22 protein-coding genes and 2 pseudogenes are annotated in these 18,016 nt (G+C 58.6%); 12 read left to right on the top strand and 12 right to left on the bottom strand.

The window, feature by feature from the left end; all coding sequences use genetic code 11:
• Positions 1-1,655, bottom strand: a 1,655-nt coding sequence (locus HP547_RS00005) for a CHASE3 domain-containing protein (RefSeq protein ID WP_172285166.1), incomplete at its 3' end; no start/stop codon positions are given.
• A 247-nt stretch (positions 1,656-1,902) separates the two neighbouring features.
• Between HP547_RS00005 and HP547_RS00010 the strand changes: the two genes are divergently transcribed.
• Positions 1,903-2,253 carry a response regulator gene (locus tag HP547_RS00010; protein ID WP_172285167.1) on the top strand — a complete coding sequence of 117 codons (351 nt, stop codon included), beginning with the start codon at positions 1,903-1,905 and terminating at the stop codon, positions 2,251-2,253.
• A gap of 39 nt (positions 2,254-2,292) precedes the next feature.
• Here HP547_RS00010 and cobF read toward each other — a convergent pair whose 3' ends face one another.
• A complete protein-coding gene (gene cobF / locus HP547_RS00015; protein ID WP_172285168.1) occupies positions 2,293-3,042 on the bottom strand; it encodes a precorrin-6A synthase (deacetylating) in 750 nt (249 codons plus the stop codon).
• 65 nt (positions 3,043-3,107) lie between these two features.
• The gene (locus HP547_RS00020; protein ID WP_172285169.1) at positions 3,108-4,397 is read right to left on the bottom strand and encodes an OprD family porin; all 1,290 of its coding nucleotides are present in this window, start codon (positions 4,395-4,397) and stop codon (positions 3,108-3,110) included.
• 365 nt (positions 4,398-4,762) lie between these two features.
• Here HP547_RS00020 and HP547_RS00025 point away from each other — a divergent pair, with 365 nt between their 5' ends.
• The 3 genes from HP547_RS00025 to HP547_RS00035 all read left to right on the top strand — a co-directional run bounded on the left by HP547_RS00025 (position 4,763) and on the right by HP547_RS00035 (position 6,211).
• Complete coding sequence (locus HP547_RS00025; protein ID WP_172230408.1) at positions 4,763-5,122, top strand: histone-like nucleoid-structuring protein, MvaT/MvaU family; 360 nt, start codon at positions 4,763-4,765, stop codon at positions 5,120-5,122.
• Positions 5,123-5,344: 222 nt separating this feature from the next.
• A complete protein-coding gene (gloA, locus tag HP547_RS00030) occupies positions 5,345-5,872 on the top strand; it encodes a lactoylglutathione lyase (protein WP_172230403.1) in 528 nt (175 codons plus the stop codon).
• A gap of 96 nt (positions 5,873-5,968) precedes the next feature.
• Positions 5,969-6,211: a hypothetical protein gene (locus tag HP547_RS00035; RefSeq protein ID WP_172230400.1), complete on the top strand. Its 243-nt coding sequence runs from the start codon at positions 5,969-5,971 to the stop codon at positions 6,209-6,211.
• A gap of 89 nt (positions 6,212-6,300) precedes the next feature.
• Here the strand turns inward: HP547_RS00035 and HP547_RS00040 are convergent, their stop codons facing one another.
• Complete coding sequence (locus tag HP547_RS00040; RefSeq protein ID WP_172285170.1) at positions 6,301-7,122, bottom strand: shikimate 5-dehydrogenase; 822 nt, start codon at positions 7,120-7,122, stop codon at positions 6,301-6,303.
• 160 nt (positions 7,123-7,282) lie between these two features.
• Here HP547_RS00040 and HP547_RS00045 point away from each other — a divergent pair, with 160 nt between their 5' ends.
• Positions 7,283-7,630: a hypothetical protein gene (locus tag HP547_RS00045; RefSeq protein WP_172230378.1), complete on the top strand. Its 348-nt coding sequence runs from the start codon at positions 7,283-7,285 to the stop codon at positions 7,628-7,630.
• 94 nt (positions 7,631-7,724) lie between these two features.
• Complete coding sequence (locus tag HP547_RS00050) at positions 7,725-7,907, top strand: hypothetical protein (protein ID WP_172230376.1); 183 nt, start codon at positions 7,725-7,727, stop codon at positions 7,905-7,907.
• Positions 7,908-8,000: 93 nt separating this feature from the next.
• Here the strand turns inward: HP547_RS00050 and HP547_RS00055 are convergent, their stop codons facing one another.
• Positions 8,001-8,315: a chemotaxis protein gene (locus HP547_RS00055; protein WP_172230374.1), complete on the bottom strand. Its 315-nt coding sequence runs from the start codon at positions 8,313-8,315 to the stop codon at positions 8,001-8,003.
• Positions 8,316-8,479: 164 nt separating this feature from the next.
• Here HP547_RS00055 and HP547_RS00060 point away from each other — a divergent pair, with 164 nt between their 5' ends.
• Entirely contained in the window at positions 8,480-9,301 is an 822-nt protein-coding gene (locus HP547_RS00060) for a S24 family peptidase (protein ID WP_172230414.1), read from the top strand.
• A gap of 37 nt (positions 9,302-9,338) precedes the next feature.
• Here HP547_RS00060 and HP547_RS00065 read toward each other — a convergent pair whose 3' ends face one another.
• The gene (locus HP547_RS00065) at positions 9,339-9,650 is read right to left on the bottom strand and encodes a DUF1654 domain-containing protein (RefSeq protein ID WP_172285171.1); all 312 of its coding nucleotides are present in this window, start codon (positions 9,648-9,650) and stop codon (positions 9,339-9,341) included.
• A 242-nt stretch (positions 9,651-9,892) separates the two neighbouring features.
• Between HP547_RS00065 and HP547_RS00070 the strand changes: the two genes are divergently transcribed.
• The 3 genes from HP547_RS00070 (at position 9,893) to HP547_RS00080 (ending at position 12,860) form a co-directional block, all read left to right on the top strand.
• Positions 9,893-10,567, top strand: coding sequence for a polysaccharide lyase family 7 protein (locus HP547_RS00070; protein ID WP_172285172.1), 675 nt, complete (start codon positions 9,893-9,895; stop codon positions 10,565-10,567).
• A gap of 646 nt (positions 10,568-11,213) precedes the next feature.
• A complete protein-coding gene (locus HP547_RS00075; RefSeq protein ID WP_070096505.1) occupies positions 11,214-12,062 on the top strand; it encodes a hypothetical protein in 849 nt (282 codons plus the stop codon).
• Between the two features lie 345 nt (positions 12,063-12,407).
• Positions 12,408-12,860, top strand: a complete 453-nt coding sequence (locus tag HP547_RS00080; RefSeq protein WP_070096504.1) for a hypothetical protein — start codon at positions 12,408-12,410, stop codon at positions 12,858-12,860.
• Positions 12,861-13,017: 157 nt separating this feature from the next.
• Here the strand turns inward: HP547_RS00080 and HP547_RS00085 are convergent, their stop codons facing one another.
• The 3 genes and pseudogenes from HP547_RS00085 to HP547_RS00095 all read right to left on the bottom strand — a co-directional run bounded on the left by HP547_RS00085 (position 13,018) and on the right by HP547_RS00095 (position 14,912).
• Positions 13,018-13,227, bottom strand: a complete 210-nt coding sequence (locus HP547_RS00085; protein ID WP_172285173.1) for a hypothetical protein — start codon at positions 13,225-13,227, stop codon at positions 13,018-13,020.
• Positions 13,221-14,494, bottom strand: a pseudogene (gene umuC / locus HP547_RS00090) (translesion error-prone DNA polymerase V subunit UmuC). Before umuC ends, HP547_RS00085 begins: the two are co-directional and overlap by 7 nt.
• Positions 14,484-14,912, bottom strand: a complete 429-nt coding sequence (locus HP547_RS00095) for a LexA family transcriptional regulator (protein ID WP_172285174.1) — start codon at positions 14,910-14,912, stop codon at positions 14,484-14,486. Before HP547_RS00095 ends, umuC begins: the two are co-directional and overlap by 11 nt.
• A 102-nt stretch (positions 14,913-15,014) precedes the next feature.
• Between HP547_RS00095 and HP547_RS00100 the strand changes: the two genes are divergently transcribed.
• A complete protein-coding gene (locus tag HP547_RS00100) occupies positions 15,015-15,704 on the top strand; it encodes an SOS response-associated peptidase family protein (RefSeq protein ID WP_172285238.1) in 690 nt (229 codons plus the stop codon).
• Here the strand turns inward: HP547_RS00100 and HP547_RS00105 are convergent.
• A complete protein-coding gene (locus HP547_RS00105; RefSeq protein WP_172285175.1) occupies positions 15,698-15,922 on the bottom strand; it encodes a hypothetical protein in 225 nt (74 codons plus the stop codon). The genes HP547_RS00100 and HP547_RS00105 overlap by 7 nt on opposite strands.
• A 176-nt stretch (positions 15,923-16,098) precedes the next feature.
• On the opposite strand from HP547_RS00105, the gene HP547_RS00110 reads away from it, so the two are divergent.
• A complete protein-coding gene (locus HP547_RS00110; protein ID WP_172285176.1) occupies positions 16,099-17,169 on the top strand; it encodes a hypothetical protein in 1,071 nt (356 codons plus the stop codon).
• A 30-nt stretch (positions 17,170-17,199) separates the two neighbouring features.
• On the opposite strand, the pseudogene HP547_RS00115 reads toward HP547_RS00110, so the two are convergent.
• Positions 17,200-17,442, bottom strand: a pseudogene (locus tag HP547_RS00115) (DUF2514 family protein); the annotation flags it as partial.
• A gap of 279 nt (positions 17,443-17,721) precedes the next feature.
• A complete protein-coding gene (locus HP547_RS00120) occupies positions 17,722-17,985 on the bottom strand; it encodes a hypothetical protein (RefSeq protein WP_172285177.1) in 264 nt (87 codons plus the stop codon).
• Positions 17,986-18,016 lie beyond the last annotated feature (31 nt).

Raw genomic sequence — 18,016 nt, forward strand, 5'->3', positions numbered from 1 at the left:
TCGACCTTGGCAATGTCGAGGATGTCATTGATGAGGTTGAGCAAATCGTTGCCGGCCGAATAGATGGACTCGGCAAACTTGACCTGCTCTTCGCTGAGGTTGCCGTCGCCGTTCTCTGCCAGCAGCTTGGCCAGGATCAGCGAGCTGTTCAGCGGGGTGCGCAGCTCATGGGACATGTTGGCGAGGAACTCGGACTTGTACTTGCTCGAGCGCTGCAACTCGTCGGCGCGCGCCTGCAACTGCTCCTGGGCCTGGACCAGCTCGTCGTTCTTGCGGTCCAGGGCCTCGGTGCGCTCGGACAATTGCTCGTTGGTCTGCTCCAGCTCTGCCTGCTGGGTTTCCAGGTGGGCCTGGGACTCCTTGAGCACACGCGATTGCTCTTCGAGCTCTTCGTTGGCGGTTTTCAGCTCTTCCTGCTGCACTTGCAGCTCTTCGTTGAGCTGTTGAGTCTCCGCCAGCACCTCTTGCAGGCGTTGACGGTAACGAGCGCTTTCGATGGACATGCCGAGGTTGCCGGCGACGCGCTCCAGGAGCTCATCATCGCGTTCGTGCAGCGGGCGCAGGAAGCCCAGTTCGACCACGCCGTTGATCTGCCCATCCTCGATGGCCGGCATCAACAGCGCGCTGCGCGGCAGGCCGCTGCCCAAGCCGGAGCTGAGCTGGTAGTAATCCTCGGGCAGGTCCTCCAGGCGCAGCAGGCGGCCCTCTCGCACCGACTGTGCCAGCAGGCCATGATGGTCACCAAGCACCTGCTCGCGCCCCTGCTCCTCGGCGCTCAGGCCATAGCAGGCTACCCGCACCAGGCGGCCATGCTCGTCGCGCACGTAAACCGCGCCGACCACACTGCCCAGGTATGTCGCAAAAAACCGCAGGATGTTGTCGCCCAGCATGGGCAGGGTGAGCTGGCCCAGCACCTGCTGTGCCAGCTGAGTCTGGCCATTACGCAACCAGGCCTGGTGCTCCAGCCGTTCGGCGGAGCGCTGCTGGGCCTTGAGGTTCTGGTCATAATTTTCGGACAACGCCAGCAGGTCTCGACGGCCCAGATAGGCCAGCAACGCACTGAGGCCCACAATCAACAGCACGAACGCAGAGATCGCGGTTACCGTGACGCTGCTGACCTTGTCGTTGCGGGCCATGCGCAGCTGCTGCTCGGTGGTGACGAAGCTGTCGAACTCCTTGCGAATTTCGTCGGTCAGGCGTTTGCCGCGGCCATTGCCCACCAGTTCGCGATAGGGCCCTTCATTGCGGCGCAGGGCAATCATGTCGTTGCCGAAATCATTCCAGGCCTGCTGCAGCGCAATCAGCCGGTCGATGCGGTCGACCTGCTGCGGGTTGTCTTCAACCATGCCGCGCAGGCCGTGCAGGCTGCTGAAAATGCGCGGCTTGGCTACTTCGTACGGGTCAAGAAAACTCTCGTCCCCGGTAATCAGAAACCCGCGCATGCCGGTCTCCATGTCGATCGACAGCTTGACCGTTTCGTTGGCATTGCCGATCACCCGGTCGGTGTGTTCGACCCACTGCATGGCCGAAAGCAGGTAGTTGATGACCGCGACAAACGCCACGGCCCCCAGCAGGCCCACGCCCAAGGGCAAGCCGATGTTGCGGCTCAACAGCTTGCGAAAGCTACGCTGGTCTATCGAGGCTGCTTGAATCATGTGAAAACGCCCGAGCAAGAAAAGTCCATTGAAAAGTGTGGCCGATCAATCGTTATTGTTATCCGCCACTGCCGTCCTGTTAAGCGAGTCTAACCAGCTTTGACGGGTCTGGCGGGGCATTTAGCCAGTATTTGAAGGTGGCAGGCGCCAATCGTTCCATCTGATTGCAGGGATCGGTATCCTCGGGAACTTCTGCTGCCATGCGGTGCACAGATTAAAGACATTCATTTTGCACAGGATCCCAACCATGCCCCTTCTGGTAGTCGAAGACGACGACATCGTACGTATGCTGATGGTCGAAGTGCTCGACGAATTGGGCTACGCGGTCATCGAGGCGGCAGACGCTAATGCCGCGCTGACGGTTCTCGAAGACCCGGCCCAGTCGCTGGAGTTGATGATGACCGACGTCGGCCTGCCCGACATGCGCGGCGAAGAACTGGCGGACAAAGCGCGCGAGCTGCGCCCGCTGCTGCCGGTGCTGTTTGCCAGCGGTTATGCCGAAAACCTGAATGTGCCCGAAGGCATGCACCTGATCGGCAAGCCGTTCAGCATCGACCAGTTGCGCGACAAGGTGGTGGCGATTCTGGGCGCACCGTAACAACGGTGCCGCCTGCTTCGCGGGGACTGGGAACAACGCTTACAGCTCCCTGCGAAGCAGGTAGGTATCCATGATCCACCCCTTGCGCTGCCGCTCCCGCTCGCGCACGGCCAGGATCTGCGCCTTCACCCCCTGCAACGGCCCGGCAATCAGCAGTTCATCCGCGGTCCCCAGATACGCGCCCCAGTAGATCACCAACGCCGGGTCATCCAGCTGCGCAAAGGCACACTGCCCGTCGAGCATGACCACCACATTGTCGATAGCCCCCAGCCCGGCCAGGCGCCGCCCGGGCAGCACGACCAGCGGCTCGCCGATACGGTTTAGCGGTACCTGATGGCGCGCCGCCAAGGCCTGCACGCTGCTGATGCCAGGGATAACCTGCAAGCGCAGCGATACCCCGCGTTCGCGGACCAGGTCGAGGATGCGCAAGGTGCTGTCATACAGGCCTGGCTCGCCCCACAGCAGAAAGGCGCCGGTTTCGCCGGCGCCGATCTCCTGATCGATCAGCTGGGCATACAGCGCCGCACGTTGGCGGTGCCAGCCCTGCACAGCGCCCAGATAGTCAGCCGCCTGGCCATCGCGCAGCGGGTCGGCCACCTGTATCAGGCGATAGCCGCCCTCTGGTCGGTAGCGTTGCAGGATGGCCTTGCGCAGGCCCACCAGTTCGTCCTTGTCAGGGCCCTTGTCGAGCACGAAGAACACGCTGGCCTTGCGCAGCGCATCGACCGCCTCATAAGTAATCTGCCGCGGGTCACCCGGGCCGATGCCGATCAACAACAGGTCTTTCATTGCCCTGCCCTTCCAGAACCAGCCGCCATTGTCAGGCGGCTGCCGGTATTTGGCAAAGCGCCCGGTTACAGGATCGAGAAGTTGTAGCTGACGATCACTCGGGTTTCGTCCATGTCCCGCGCCCACTTTTCATAGTTGCTGCGATAAGTGGAGTTTCGCAGGCGCACACTGACGTCCTTGAACGTGCCACTTTGCACCTGGTACTTGAACTCGGTGTCGCGTTCCCATTCTTTGCCTTCGGCGCTGCTGCCCGGCACCTGAATATGGTCACCGTTGATATAGCGGGTAAAGAAGGTGAGGCCGGGTACACCCAGTGCCTTGAAGTCATAGTCATAGCGCACTTGCCAGGAGCGCTCCTGGGCGGCAGCGAAGTCGTTGACCTGAGCGTAGTTGACCAGGTACGGGTTGCTGCCGTCCAGATAGGGCATGGCGCTGTCGCCATACATGCGCTGCCAGCCTGCACTGAGCTTGTGGCCGCCCAGGCTGTAGCCAAGCATGCCGCTGAAGGCACGGTGGTCGATTGCACCGGCGCGGGCATTGCCGATATCGTCACTCTTGATCACACGCAGGTCGGCCGACAGGCTACCCACCGCCAATGGCTGGCTGGCCACCAGGCCGAGGAAGTGCTGACGGTAGATATTCTCCAGCTTGGCCACCTGGTACTGGGCACTGAGGCGCTCGTTGAAGCGGTAATCGACCCCGGCCAGGTCGAAGTGGTCGGCCTCGGTATCGCAGGCATAGCGCTTGTTCTTGCAATGCACGCGAATGTCCTGGCGGTCGGTGGAGTCCCGAGCAGTGTATTTGTCCAGGCGCGCCAGGGTGAACTTCAGGTCATGCAGTTCTTCGGAGGTCAGCATGGCGCCGTGGAACATGGTCGGCAGCAGACGACCGTCGTTATACTTGACCAGCGGCATATCCGGCATCATTGCGCCGTATTTGAGCACGGTGCTGGAAACCTTGACCTTGGCGGCAAGGCCCATCTTTGCGTACTGGTCGGCGGAGTGGCGTGGGTCGTGTCCGGAGGACGGCAACAGGCCGCTGTTACTGTCGCCGGGGCTGGAGTCGAGTTTGAAGCCGAACATGCCCAGCGCATCCACGCCAAAACCTATCGGCCCCTGGGTAAAACCAGACTGCACATTGAGGATGAAGCCTTGCGCCCATTCTTCGCGCTTGGAAGCGCCTTGGCTGGAACTGCTATGGCCGTCTCGGAAATCCCGGTTGAAATAGACATTGCGTGCTTCGACCTTGGCAGTGCTGTCTTGAAGAAAACCGGCAGCCTGGGCATTGACGCCGGCACACAACAGGAACAGGCCGGCAACACGACGCCCGGGGGCGAGAGGAAAAGGGGCAAACATGCGAGGAAACATCCAGAATCAAGGGCGAGTTAACAACCTGTGGCACACGCTGGCCACGGTACTGCGACAGGGCCGAACATTCGCCGGCCATTATCTGAAATTGTCGCGCAAGGCGTCTGCCACGAGCAATTGGACCATGGTCTAGATCCGCCCGTGGGTGATGCCGCGAAATTCCGAAAGTTACCGCCCGCAAAACTAGGAAAGTTCCCACCCTACTTGCAAAAAGTTAGCAGTTTACCCAGTACCGATGAATGACTACACTCGGTATCAGCGAACAGCGTAACCCACCCGCGTGGCCGGCGTTTTTTTATGCTTCTTCAATGTTCGTCACGCCCTGCCACGACTGACGTACAGGAGTGAATACAGTGTCCAGACTTGCAGAGTTTCGTGCTGCCGAAAAAGCGCTCCAGGAACAGATGGCGCAACTGGAAACGCTTAAAAAGGATGCCGGCCTCAAACGCGAAATCGAATTCGAGCAGAAACTAGTCGGCCTGATGAAAAGCTATGACAAGAGCCTGCGCGATATCATCGCCATCCTCGACCCGAAGGCGGTCAGCCGGGCCCCCAGCGCAGCGCCCAAGCAACAGCGCCGCCCGCGCGTGGTGAAGGTTTACCAGAACCCGCACACCGGCGAGCGGATCGAGACCAAGGGTGGCAACCACCGCGGGCTCAAGGCCTGGAAGGAAGAGTACGGGGGCGCCACCGTAGAAAGCTGGGTACGCTGATGAAACGTGCACATGGGCTTCACACTTTTTTCACAACGGCTGGCTCAGTATCGAGACAGCTAAAGGACTAGCGACCCCACGCGCCCGCACATGCGGGCCTCTAATTCCAGCGCCCTGCCTTGTGCAGGGCGCTTTCGTTTGCGCAATCGGCGCACTGCCGTATCATGGCCAGCCTGTCTGTTTTGCCGGTGCCCTGCGCCCGGCCCTGCCTCAGGAGTTCCCATGAGCCTGCACGATCTGCAAACCCTGCCGGGTGTCACCGCACAACCGGATACCGCCACCGCCCAGTTCGTCTTCAACCACACCATGCTGCGGGTCAAGGACATCGAGAAGTCCCTGGACTTCTACACCCGCGTGCTGGGCTTCCGCCTGGTGGACAAGCGCGACTTCGCCGAAGCCGCCTTCAGCCTGTACTTCCTGGCCCTGGTCGACCCGGCGCAGATCCCCGCCGATGACGCCGCACGCCACCAGTGGATGAAATCGATCCCCGGCGTGCTGGAACTGACCCACAACCACGGCACCGAAAACGATGCCGAGTTTGCCTATCACAACGGCAACACCGACCCGCGCGGTTTCGGCCACATCTGCATTTCGGTACCTGACGTGCGCGAAGCCTGCGCACGCTTCGAGGCACTGGGCGTGCCGTTCCAGAAACGCCTGCAGGACGGGCGCATGAACCACCTGGCGTTCGTCAAGGACCCCGATGGTTACTGGGTCGAAGTGATCCAGCCGACCGAGCTCAAAGGCTAAGCGTCAGCGCGGCTCGCTCGTCGGCCCGGGAACTCCCGGCCGCTTGCTGTGGTATATGAAGGTAACTGCTTCACATGCCACAGCGAGGTAAGGACGATGCAATCTCTTCACTGTGAATACCGCAAGCACACCATCACCGCCAGCGTGATGCCCCATCCCGACTCCCCCCTGCCCTATGCCGCGGGCTGTCTTATCACCGCGCCGGACGGGCACACCAGCAAGCGCATGTCGATGCCGATGAAGTTCTTCTCCGACCTTGAGAATGCCCAGCATGTGTCGCTGGCCCATGGCCGGGCGTTGGTCGACCAGCAGCTGGATGACGGGCAGAAGGTATTCTGAGGCTGTTTTTGCCAGCGCTGGCTACTTCGCGGGCAAGCCTTAACTGACTGGCATTCAGGCTTGCCCGCGACAGGGCCAGCTCGGGTAAGTCAGATATCCCGGGCGTAGGCCACCGCCGCATCTACCTGCGCTGATGTCGGCCGCACCCCGGTATACAGCACGAACTGCTCCAGCGCCTGCAGCGCGATCACCTCGAGCCCGGTGATAACCGGCTTGCGCAACGCCTGCGCGCGGCGGATCAACGGTGTCTGCGCCGGCATGGCCACCACGTCGAACACCCGCTCCGCCGCGGCAATGGCGTTTTCGCAAAACGCCAGCTGGTCAGCCTCCGGCCCGCCTGCCATTCCCACCGGTGTCACATTTATCAGCATTGGCGGGCAGCGGTCACCCAGCTCCGCCACCCAACGGTAACCGCAGACATCCGCCAGCTGCCGCCCGGCCTGTTCGTTGCGCGCGACAATGATGCCCTCGGTGAAGCCCGCATCGCGCAAGGCGCTGGCCACCGCCTTGGCCATACCGCCACTACCGCGCAAGGCAAAAGCGGTGCCGGGGTCCACCTGGTGTTGCGCCAGCAATTGGCGCACTGCCAGGTAATCAGTGTTGTAGGCTTTCAGGTGACCATCGGAGTTGACCAGGGTATTGACCGACTCGATGGCCGCCGCAGACGGGTCGATTTCATCGACCAGGGCCATGCAGGCTTCTTTGTAAGGCATCGAGACTCCACAGCCGCGGATACCCAGCGCGCGGATGCCCCCTATCGCCGCCGGCAGGTCATCGGTGCGCATGGCCTTGTAGTAGAAATCCAGGCCCAACTGCTGGTACAGGTGATTGTGAAAGCGCACACCGAAAGTGCCAGGGCGCCCCGCCAGGGAAATGCACAGCACCGTGTCCCTGCTGGGAGTTGTCGACATAACCTGCTCCTTTGTCATGACTGAATCGTTTGTTCACCCTAACAGAGCTAACCGCTGGTCGTCCCTTACACAACCTTTACCGTTCCCCTGTGCTCAGCTTACAGAGACCGGAGTCATAGTAATGAGGCCCCGAGAGTGGGGTTTACTGCGAGGTTGTTCCATGAACCGTTACATTCCCGGAATCGTGCTGCTGGCCGGTGCCCTGGCCATCAGCGGGCCTGCTGCCGCCCACGGCGGCGGCCATGGCGGTGGTGGTTGGTATGGGCCGGGCCCTCTGCTGGGCGCGGCGGTGGTTGGCGCGGTGGTCGGGGCGACGGTTCATGGTGGGCATGACCGCACCGTCTACGTCGAGCGCCAGCCCGTTTATTACGCGCCGCCACCCGTGTACGTGCAGCCGCCACCCCAGCCGGTGTACTACCAGCCGTACTACGCGCCGGCGCCACCGCCGCCCGGCTACCGCCCTTACTATGGCCCGCCGCCGGTGTACTACGGCCCACCGCGCTGGTAACGGTTGATAGAACTAATGACCACTATCGACAGCGTTGATTTCAAACCCGTCCGGCTGCTGCGTATGGTAGGGCCATGTTCTACAGGAGGTCCCCATGGCCACTATCCATATCATGTCCGTTGTCGGCAGCGCTGTCCCCGTTTCATTGCGTGAGCAGGGCCTGCTGGCGTGCTGGTACCTGATGCGCAACGGCGAAGCCGTGAGCGGCCCGATGCCAACCCTGGCCTCGGCCCAGGCATTGGTTGAACAGTTGCAGCCAGGCACTATGGTTGCCTGACCCGAATTTGTTGTGTGTTGCTCCCCAAGCCCTTCTGGCCCGCCCTCTGGCGGGCTTTTTTTTTGCTGCTTGCCGGTAGCCGGTGGCGTGGCTTCAGGGCTGGGAACTGCGGCTCACCTGGCCGGTCAAGGCCACGACCTTGCCCTGCAACCGCCCCACCGTCAGCACCAGCTCGTTACGCTCCCTGGCCAACTGGTCAGCCCTGGCTTGCGCCTCCCGACGCGCGTCGCGCTCGATATCGAGCAGTTCAGTGAGGCGGCGCACCACGGCGATATCCGCAGCGTCCATCGCGCGCTCGGCGGCATCCCTCGACAGCCACTTGCGCAGCCACAAAAATGCACCCAGCAACACAGTGCCTGTACCGCCCAGCCAAGTAACCGTGCCCGGGCCGAGGTCAGTCGGGTCCATGTAAACCTCTTTGCGCATGATGATGTCAGCAGCCCTGGAGAAAAATGTCTCGATGGCTTTCCTTGTTTGCAGGTTTAATTTAGCCTACAGCTAATTTCACCACAACCACCATTTTAGCTTTGCGCACATTTAGCAACGAGCTAAACACTGGCATGCTTCCACCTATGGATATCTACGAAATTCGCAAGCACAACCTGGTGAAGCTGATCGGCAGCCAGCGCAAGGGACTCTGCGCAGAGCGCTGGGGAATGGCGCCTGCGCACCTCAGCCAGATCCTCTCGGACAAGACCGCCAAGAACCTGGGCGATGACGTGGCGCGGCGCATCGAGGGCATCGAAGGCTTGCCGCGGGGCTGGTTCGACGCGATGACGCCCGCCGGCCAGGCACAGCCAGTGATCGAGGTCGACAGCAAGTTGTCTGCCGCCGACCTGGTCAAACAGATGCTGGCCAGAAGCGGCAAAGGCATTTCCGAGGTAACCCGACAAAGGCTGCTGGCCGCCGCAGAGGAACCGGGCGACGCTGCCCTGGTGAAGGCTGAGCGGGCTCGGCCCGGTCTGGTTGGTGACGAAGTGTGGATCGCGCACTACGACGTAAGGGCGGCCATGGGCGGCGGCCAGATCCCCCACGACTACCCCGAGATGTTCACCGATGTACGGGTCAGCCCAAGCCATCTGCGCGAACTGGGCGTGGCGTTCAGCGAGCACCATCACCTGAAGATGGTCACCGGCTGGGGCCAGTCGATGGAGCCGACCATCAAGCACCGCGACCCGCTGATCGTCGACGTGAGTATCCGCGAGTTCGTGGGTGACGGGATCTACTTCTTCTCCTGGGGTGACCATATCTACATCAAGCGGCTGCAGATTGCGGACGAGGATCACTTCGAGATGATTTCCGATAATACCCGCCACAAGGACCGCATGATTCGCCGTGAAGAGACGTATATCCAGGCCAGGGTGCTGCTGGTGTGGAATGCACACCTGGTCTAGTACGAAGCCCGCCAACCCGACGGGCTTTTGCTGATGATCAGAAAGGCGCCCCTTGGTCGCTGCCCTGCTCGACGATAATGTCGTCGCGCGCTTCTACGCTGCTGCGCTGCCAGCGCACCGTGACGCTGTCATCGTCGTTGAAGGTAAGGTCCAGTTCGGGCGTTTCCGACAGCAGGCCCATCACCTCGTCCCACTCCGCATCACCGTCGGTATCCAGGCGATGGACCAGCACCCAACGCTGTGTCTGTGCGAGCGGATGGTTGATCATCGACGACACCCGCAGACTCAGCCGCTCTATACCGGTCATTTCCTGGCGTAGCTCGGGCGCCGACTTCATGTGATATGACATAGCCTCATCCTGATATCTGTATATTTGTACAGTAGCCAGGGAAAGCTTATCTCACCGCCGAAACCAGCGTAAAGCCCCTATCAACAGAAAATTTGCCAGCGGGCAATTTATCGCCACGCGAAATTATTTTAGCTACGGGCTATTGACGATTATTTAGCGTACGGCTAAATTTTCTAACGCAGTCCGTCCGTGGCCGCTCGCACATTTCGTCGTCCATCCTCCGTATTTCGCAAGGAGCTCCCATGACCGTAGACATCAGCAAACTCACCATCGCCACCCCGGTGGCCGTATCCGCAACCAACCCTGTAGCCCTCGAGCTCAACGGTGCCGAAGCGGTCGTGCGGTTTCCTGGCATCGTCAAGGTGCTCGGCGATGGCTCGATCCAGTTCTCTGCCCCCACCAAAGGCGCTTCCAGCAAAAGCACGCACAGGACTCGCTGCGAGTGGACGGAAACGCAAGGCTGGACACTGTCCAGCGCCCGCGACCACTGGAATCGCCAGACCATGACGCTGACCAAGGTCAATGCAGCGCAGAAGGTGGTCATCGCCCAGATGCACGTGCGCGGGGACGACGGCCCGCCAGTGAAGGTGTTCTGGAACAAGGGCAATATCACCTTGGGGTTTCGGCGCACCTACAACCAGGCCGATCCGGTGAACTCCACGGTGCTGAAAGGCGTAGCGCTGGGGGCAGCGTTCAAGGTCAGCATCCATGTCACGGCCGCAGGTGTGGTCAACGTCACGGCCAGTTGCAACGGCGTGTCTGGCGCGTCTGGCGACCTGCAACTGGACAGTACCTGGGCGCCGCAGTTGTTCGAGTTTCATGGCGGGGTGTACAACCAGCTCGACTACACCGATACCACACCGGCTGATGACGGTTCGATCTGCATCATCAGCGAGCTCTCGCTGATGCATGCCTGAGCCCGGCAAAAGGGGCCGCTGCGCGGTCCCGATCCGGCGGGTATTTCAGGCCAGGATTAAATATCCTTCACCTTGCGCCCTTTAGTCATAAGGCATTCGACACCGTTTGGGCCATACTCCACAGATGTTTTTTGCGTTTCGGCAGGTTTTTGAGCGTGAGAAAAGCCCGTATTTACGGACCTTCCAGCCCTCCCCGCCACACTGCATCCCACTCGAAAACACAGCCATTGGTACAAAAATTGGTACGAGCTGCCTGTACGCCCATCCAGCATTATTTCAGGGCGACTAGTGACCCCTTTGGCCAACATCACCATGCGGTTTTTTAGTGGTGTTGGCCGGGGTCAGAGGGTTGAATTTGCTGGGCGAAACACCCCTCCTCTCCCCCTCAAAACCAGATCATTGGTATCAGAATTGGTATCGCCTGCAAGCTGTCGCTGACCGTCCATTATCGACCCGTTCCTGTCCTTCGCGGTAGGCAGCTCACGGCCACTAGCAGCCGGTCAGATGTGTGTAGGAAATCTGATGCAACTCAGGTGGTGCATACAGAAAAACGATCGTTGATAGTAATATGCCTTCATGGGCATAGGCCGAATACCGTCGTGTCCTATGTCATAGGTTACTCACGAGCTAAGATGCGGAGAATGGAATGTCCCTTGCTGGAAACGATAAGCTAACGATTGGCGCGATCATTAAATCAGTCAGACTCGTCCAGCAGGCTGGCTACCTCAAGGATGCCGGATCATGCGCCGGCCAAATCCTCTACGAAAACTACGAATATCTCATTCAACAATCGTTTCACCGCAACCTGAATTCAATCCCGGAAATTCTCAGGATAGTAAAATCGAAGAGAGATAAGGACTTAATACGTGGTTATCTACATTTGTTCTTTCCTGTGTACGCCAACGAGGAGTTGGAAAAGTGTAAGCCTAAGAAGGTTGAAGAGTTTCGGAGAGAAGAAACCAAGGCCCTGTTAATCGATTTTGAACTCTACAAGCGGCTGACAGATGCCAAGGTGGAGGTCACCTTCGATAAGCTTAATGACATCAGGCTTGAGGTCCGGTTCGTGACGACCAATTGGAAGGCCTACCTGGAGTCGTTCTTGAAATGGCCGACCACTGATGCGCCCGCTTCGCTTTCTGAATTAGTCAAAGTTGGTTGGATTAAGGCTGGCTTGCTAAGCCACTTTGGATATCACGTCGGAATGAGCGGACAGCCATCGGCAATGAGGATTAATATTCTCGATAAGCTATTCAATGCAACCTTGACGATTCATTACTTTGACAAAAGCTATCTCTCTGAGTGGGCTAAACCGTCCAGCCTCGAGCGGTTAATGAAAATGGCCAGGACGATTGCCGCTCTTTGTAGAAATGCCAAACGATCGCCGGGGAATTTCACACAGGCGATTTGCGATTGGGAAGAGGATTTGGAATATCTTCACCGGACTTACTACAAGACTTTCCTGAATCTGCAGGCCCTTAATTGGCCTGAGACGTGAGCAATATCTCTCCGTTGAGCCACCGTCAACAATGAGTCGAAAGCAGCCAGTCGCGAGGGACCGGCATCGCACCAGCCGGCCTAGAGTTGCTGGTTTCCTACCGTCTAACTAGCTGAGGTCCAGCGCTATGGCCGCTCAACGGTTTTCAAGACCGTGGTATAAGCGCCCGATCCATGCGGTTCCTGCGGAGAATTCGATTCCAAAACAAAGGCGAAACGGCCCGGCTACAGGCCGCATTCTGCAAGGGCCGCCGCTTCTGTTTTGGAATGGATTTTCTCGTCAAATATCAGCTTCGCTGATCTAAAAATGGCATTATTTAGCCACCATCCTTTACTGGACCGAGAAATGAAACTGGGACTCATTCCTTTGATTGCTGCAACGCTCGTTGGCTGCGCCACGCCACCAGCGCCCCAACCGAAACCTGCGGCTCCGACGGTGTTCTACCGCTACCCAATGCCACCGAATGCAGAGAAATTTGCTCAGTACATGGCTGCTCATGACTTGAAAGATCCGGAGTCGGCGAAATTCAGAGATACGTTTTTTGTGACTGCCGACGGGCGCGGCGACAACAGAGATAAATCCAAGGATTCATGGTGCGTCGAGGTTAACGGCAAGAATTCCTACGGTGCCTATACCGGTTACAGCTGGGCTCTGTTCCCTGCGGGAGGGACCAAGATGATTCAAGGCGGGGCTATGGCCGCCGTAGTAGAAGGAATTTGCTCGAAGGCAGTATACGGCTCTGTCTCAGTTCCACCCAGCACACTGCTAAAGAGCCAGCCACCAGTACTGCAGCAGTAGCGTGAGATTCGAGGCTCGGGCCGCACCACAAGCGGCCTGCGCATCCGACCTGTCTAATACGGTTCGGCCAGTTTCGGTGACTCTCGACCAGGAATACCGAGAAGCTTTCGAGCAGTTTTAGACAGCAGGTCGCCAGGTTTCAGCTCTTGAATGCAGCTCAAGCTGCCTCCTCCTGTTCGAGCAGCGCCCACAGTCGGGCCGCCTCGGCAAACTCCAACATGTCGGCAAGCTGGTCGGCGTCAACGTCGGTCCGTCGGTAGGCAGACATCGCCAGCTCCCCAAGCACTGCAGCTCGGCCATCGGGATCGGCCACCAAGGCAGGCTGATCATTGAGCTCAGCCAGCCAGGCCGATGGCAGGCTCAACATTTGACTGTCCACAGTTGATCGATCCTCGTTGTGTACGATTGGCTCATCATCTCCCGCCTCATGCCCCAGTCCGGCGTCGCCGGCACGCTGGCGGCCCTCATTGTCCCCCTCCCCCAGCGCTCGTTGATGTCATCCATCACCCGCATCAGTCGGTCACATTCCACCGACTGCTTAAGCGCGAACAAATCCTCTGAAGATTCGCCTGGCTGCCGCAGATCCATCAACAGCACCTCAGCCTTGCTGTATCGAAACTGGGGCCTGAAGATTTGGCCAACCGCGTCGGTAGCCAGCCTGGTCATCAGGAGCGTGTCGCAGGTTGGGTACGGCAGCTCGACCAACCCCCCTTGGGCGTGGTGGGCCTCGTCGGGGTTGAACATCCCGGTGCGGATGCTGACGCGCATGCGCTTGCAGACCGATCTCTGGGCACGGAGCTTTTCCGCTGCCCGACCAACGTAGGTGGCCACTGCCTGCTTGATCGGCGCCAGCTCGGTCAGGCGCTTGCCGAACATCCGGCTGCAGCAGATTTCCTGCTTCGGCGGTTCGGCCTCATCCAGTCCCAGGCACGGCGTACCCGCCAACTCCCGTGCGGTCTTCTCCACCACGACACTAAATTTCTGCCGCAGCGTCCAGGCGTCGGCCTTGGCCAAATCCATCGCCGTGTGAATGCCCATCGCCTCAAGGTGGGCGGTCATGCGCCGGCCAACGCCCCACACCTCTTTCACCTCGGTGTTCCGCAGAACCCAATCTCGCTTGCACGGATCGGTGATGTCGACCACACCTCCAGTCTGGGCCTGCAAGCGCTTGGCCGTGTGATTGGCCAGCTTGGCGAGGTTTTTGTGCCAGCGATTCCGACACCCACGGGTATGCCGGTGCACTGGAAGATCTTGGACCGCACCTTGCGCCCAAACTGGGTCAGGTTTTCCTGAATACCCGACAGGTCTGCGAAACACTCGTCGATGCTATAGATCTCGGTGGCAGGAACCATCGCTTCGATCAGGGTCATCACGCGCTCACTCATGTCGCCATAGAGCGCGTAATTACTGCTGAAGGCCATGATGCCGTGCCGGCGCAGCTTGTCCTTCGCCTGGAAGTACGGCTCGCCCATCTTCACGTAAGGCTTGGCGTCATACGATCTGGCAATCACGCAGCCATCGTTGTTGCTCAGTACCACGATCGGGGTCTTGGCCAAGTCCGGCCTAAACACGCGCTCGCAACTCGCGTAGAACGAATTGCAATCGATCAGCGCGAACACCTGGTCACTGCGCATGATCGCGAACGCTGTAACGCACGACACCCCAGATGACGAGTTCATCGCCCTCCATGATGTACCGCGGTGGGTAGGCCGGATTCTCCGATTTCAGGATCACCACGCCATCACGTCGGTGCAGACGCTTGCACACCGGCTCGCTGTTCACGGCTGCAATCACCACATCGCCGTGCTCGGCCTCGCGGCCGCGGTCTACGATGACGATATCGCCCGAGTAGATTCCAGCCCCCTGCATGCTCTCGCCCTCCACCTTCACTAGATACACATTGGGCGCGCGGAGGTCGAATAGCTCATCCAGGGAAGTATGACCTTCCAAGTGGTCCGCTGCTGGCGAAGGAAACCCGGCCGGAACATGGAACGAATAGAGCGGTAGCGGTTCGGTACCGCCGGTAGGCGTACCCAAGAATGTGATGGTCATGATGGAAGGTCCAATGCAAACTGTATGCATATACAGTAAATCTGGCATCGGGTGCCTGGTCAATCCTGGACGGTGAAATTTCTGACGGGCGAGAGGTGGAAGATGTGCGGACGGTACTCGATATACGAGTCGATGGATCACTACCTGCGCCAGCTATCGCTGGACCTGGTGGTGATAAATGGATATGACCATGCGCCAATCCACCGATACAACGTAGCGCCGTCCACTCGGGTGGAAATCGTTCGCCAGATAGGGGATGGCTTGAGCGTGGACCGCGTCAAGTGGGGATGGTCGCCTTTCTGGGCGAAGGGGAAGCGCCCGGATCCGATCAATGCTCGGGCCGAGACGGTAGTGACTGGAAAGTTCTTCAAGGGTCTATGGCCAAACGGCAGAGCCTTGGCGCCTGCAAATGGCTGGTTTGAGTGGCTGCCTGATCCAGCGGACCTAAAGCGAAAGCAGCCCTACTACATCACCAGCGTCGACGGCGAGCCACTATTCTTTGCAGCTCTGGCTGAGGTTCACCACAGCATGGAGCCGGATGAGCGCGATGGATTCGTGATCATAACCGCAGCGGCCGACCATGGGCTGGTCGATATCCACGATCGAAAGCCTCTGGTGCTATCACCTGATATTGCCAGGGAATGGATGGACCCAGCCACAAAGCCTGCGCGGGCGGCGCAGATCGTCGAAACTGGATGCCGGCCTGCGCAGGATTTTCGCTGGTTCCCCGTGGGTAAGGCCGTCGGCAACGTGCGCAACCAAGGACCAGAACTGGTTGAGCCGATTCAGTGAAGCGGCGGAAGATTCTTGCCGCGAGCCTTGGCAATTACCCTAAGTTGGTAGTCGGAAACCACCTGGAATAGAGACTCAGCCAGAAGGCGTAGGCGCTCCACTTCCTCCACCGGCGCGCCACGGTCCTGGGCCTGGTGATACTCGCGCATAGCGTCGATAGCCTGCTGAATCAGCGGCTCGCCGGCTTCGACCATTCCGATGAAGGTTCGCTTGTCCAATGGGCTCCCCTCTGATTTAGGCGATAGTGACCAGCACCAATCGCCTGCGAGTTTAGCTAAAGCTAAGCAGACGCCATCGGAAGCGGTAGCATTTCGTAACAATTACAGAGGGCGATGCACACCAGCCCTAGGCAAAATGCGGGGTTGTCGAGCCAATACACATGGAGCACATGGCGGTGCAAGTGACCCTAAGCAGTACTGATGATTACATCATCACGTACCACCAATCAAATGAAACATTGTCCGAGGTAGTGGTTGTCACGTTCGGCCAGATCAATTCTGGCCTGAATGACTCAGGATTCGGCACTCAATTCCTAAAAAAGCAAGGCATTGACACGATTTATGTAGGTCAAAGAAACAAGTCTTTTTACCAAGGACTTAGCGGTGACGACTTCGTTAGTGCGGTCTCCCCTACGATTGCAGGCCGTAAAGTATTCACATATGGGTCTAGCCTTGGGGGCTACGCCGCCCTTTACTTTGCATCCTTTTTAAACTGCATCGCCATATCGTTTAGTCCTCGATGCTCAGTGGACCCTTTAATATCTGACGTAATCGACAAGAAGTTTTCTGAGCCGTTCAGACATACTGCGTTGGACGAACTGACATCTGCTGGCCACTTAGAGCATGTAGTGGCCTACGATCCAGGCGTGGACATAGACCAGGCCTACGTCGATAGAAGAGTCCTCAAAGCTTTCCCGCGAGCAAAACTGGTCAGCGTTGCTAACGGTTTACATGGCGTCGGCCGAGCGATGAGCTACTCAGGGGTTCTCAAGCCTTTCATCCTGTCGATTTTGCAGACCGGAAATGTAATTGAATTTGAGATAGATCCGTCACTAGACCCTCGACACAGCGGCGAGCAAGCTTTGAAGGAGTACAACGAGGGCAATTTGGAAGCGGCACAAAAGCTTGCTGAGCGCTCATTAGGTGCGGGCGGAGACGAGAACTCAGTATTTGTAATTTCTCGTCTCTGCGAGAGGCGGCTTACCACCGTAAACCCAACTACATATAAGATCGACCCGACGATCAGGAAGTACTTTTTGCGACAGTTCGCGAAAAAGTCTGCCAAGCTACAGTCCGATACCGACGTGACGATGAACCTGATCGATGCGAACTGCCGGATTCTGAATTTTGAGACCGCTCATGATTTGGCGTATTTCTTGAGCATAAAAGAGCCGAGCAATGATGATGTTAAAAACAAACTGATCCGAGTTCGGAGAATCATCCGGCATTTGGAGTCGCTCGGTTAAGGTCACCGACCGCGTGGACATCCAGCGACATCAGCCGGGCGGCGTCAGGGCGTCATATTCACGCTCGCACTGCTGGCCGGCAATTGTGGCTCGGTCATAAGCTTTCGCCAGTTCTCCCGCTCGAGCATCAGCCCGTGTGAGCAGTTCGGAGAGCACCATGGCGGCGCGGGTGGCTGCCTCGCCTCTGGAGACAACGGCGGTATCCGTGCCGGGGCAACTGACGGCGGCAGCGAGCTGGGTGGCGTCACTGCGCAGCCGCTGGCCAGCAGCAGCGCGCCGTCCACTTCCTCAACCCCGTTGATGTTCATCCCGAGCTGAGCCATGCCGTTGACCTTGGCATCGTGCAAGCGCGGGATGATGTCTGGACCTGGTGTTGGGTTGAAGGGATGGCCACGCCATGCTCGCGGCGTCGAACGAGAAGGAAGTACATGCGTCACCGATACTGTATATTTATACAGTATCGTATGACCTATGATCCCTAAGGGCAACGCCGGATAGCTGGATAGACGAATGGCCTATTGCGGGCCGATCTGCTATGGCGACTGATCCAGATCAGACAAACGTCAACGGGGTCCAAGCTGGAGTACGTTCAAGAGCCTTATTGCAGTTTTCCCAAAATTGGATAAGCGCCCTACGGGCCTCATCCTCTGAAGCATAAGGGCCTTTTGGCTGAGGAACACCCTTCACAGATGCTTCAACTCTGCATGAGAATGCACCAGTACCCAAATGCCGTACTACTTTCCCTGCAGTTTGTCGATCGCTGTTGATGAATCCTTCAGCTTGAAGCTCAATGACCACTTCCACCACATCCAGCATCGCCACTTCTCCATTAAAGTTTGGAGTGCAA

The organism is Pseudomonas sp. CM27, assembly GCF_013179515.1.
In the GTDB taxonomy this organism is placed as follows: Bacteria; Pseudomonadota; Gammaproteobacteria; order Pseudomonadales; family Pseudomonadaceae; genus Aquipseudomonas.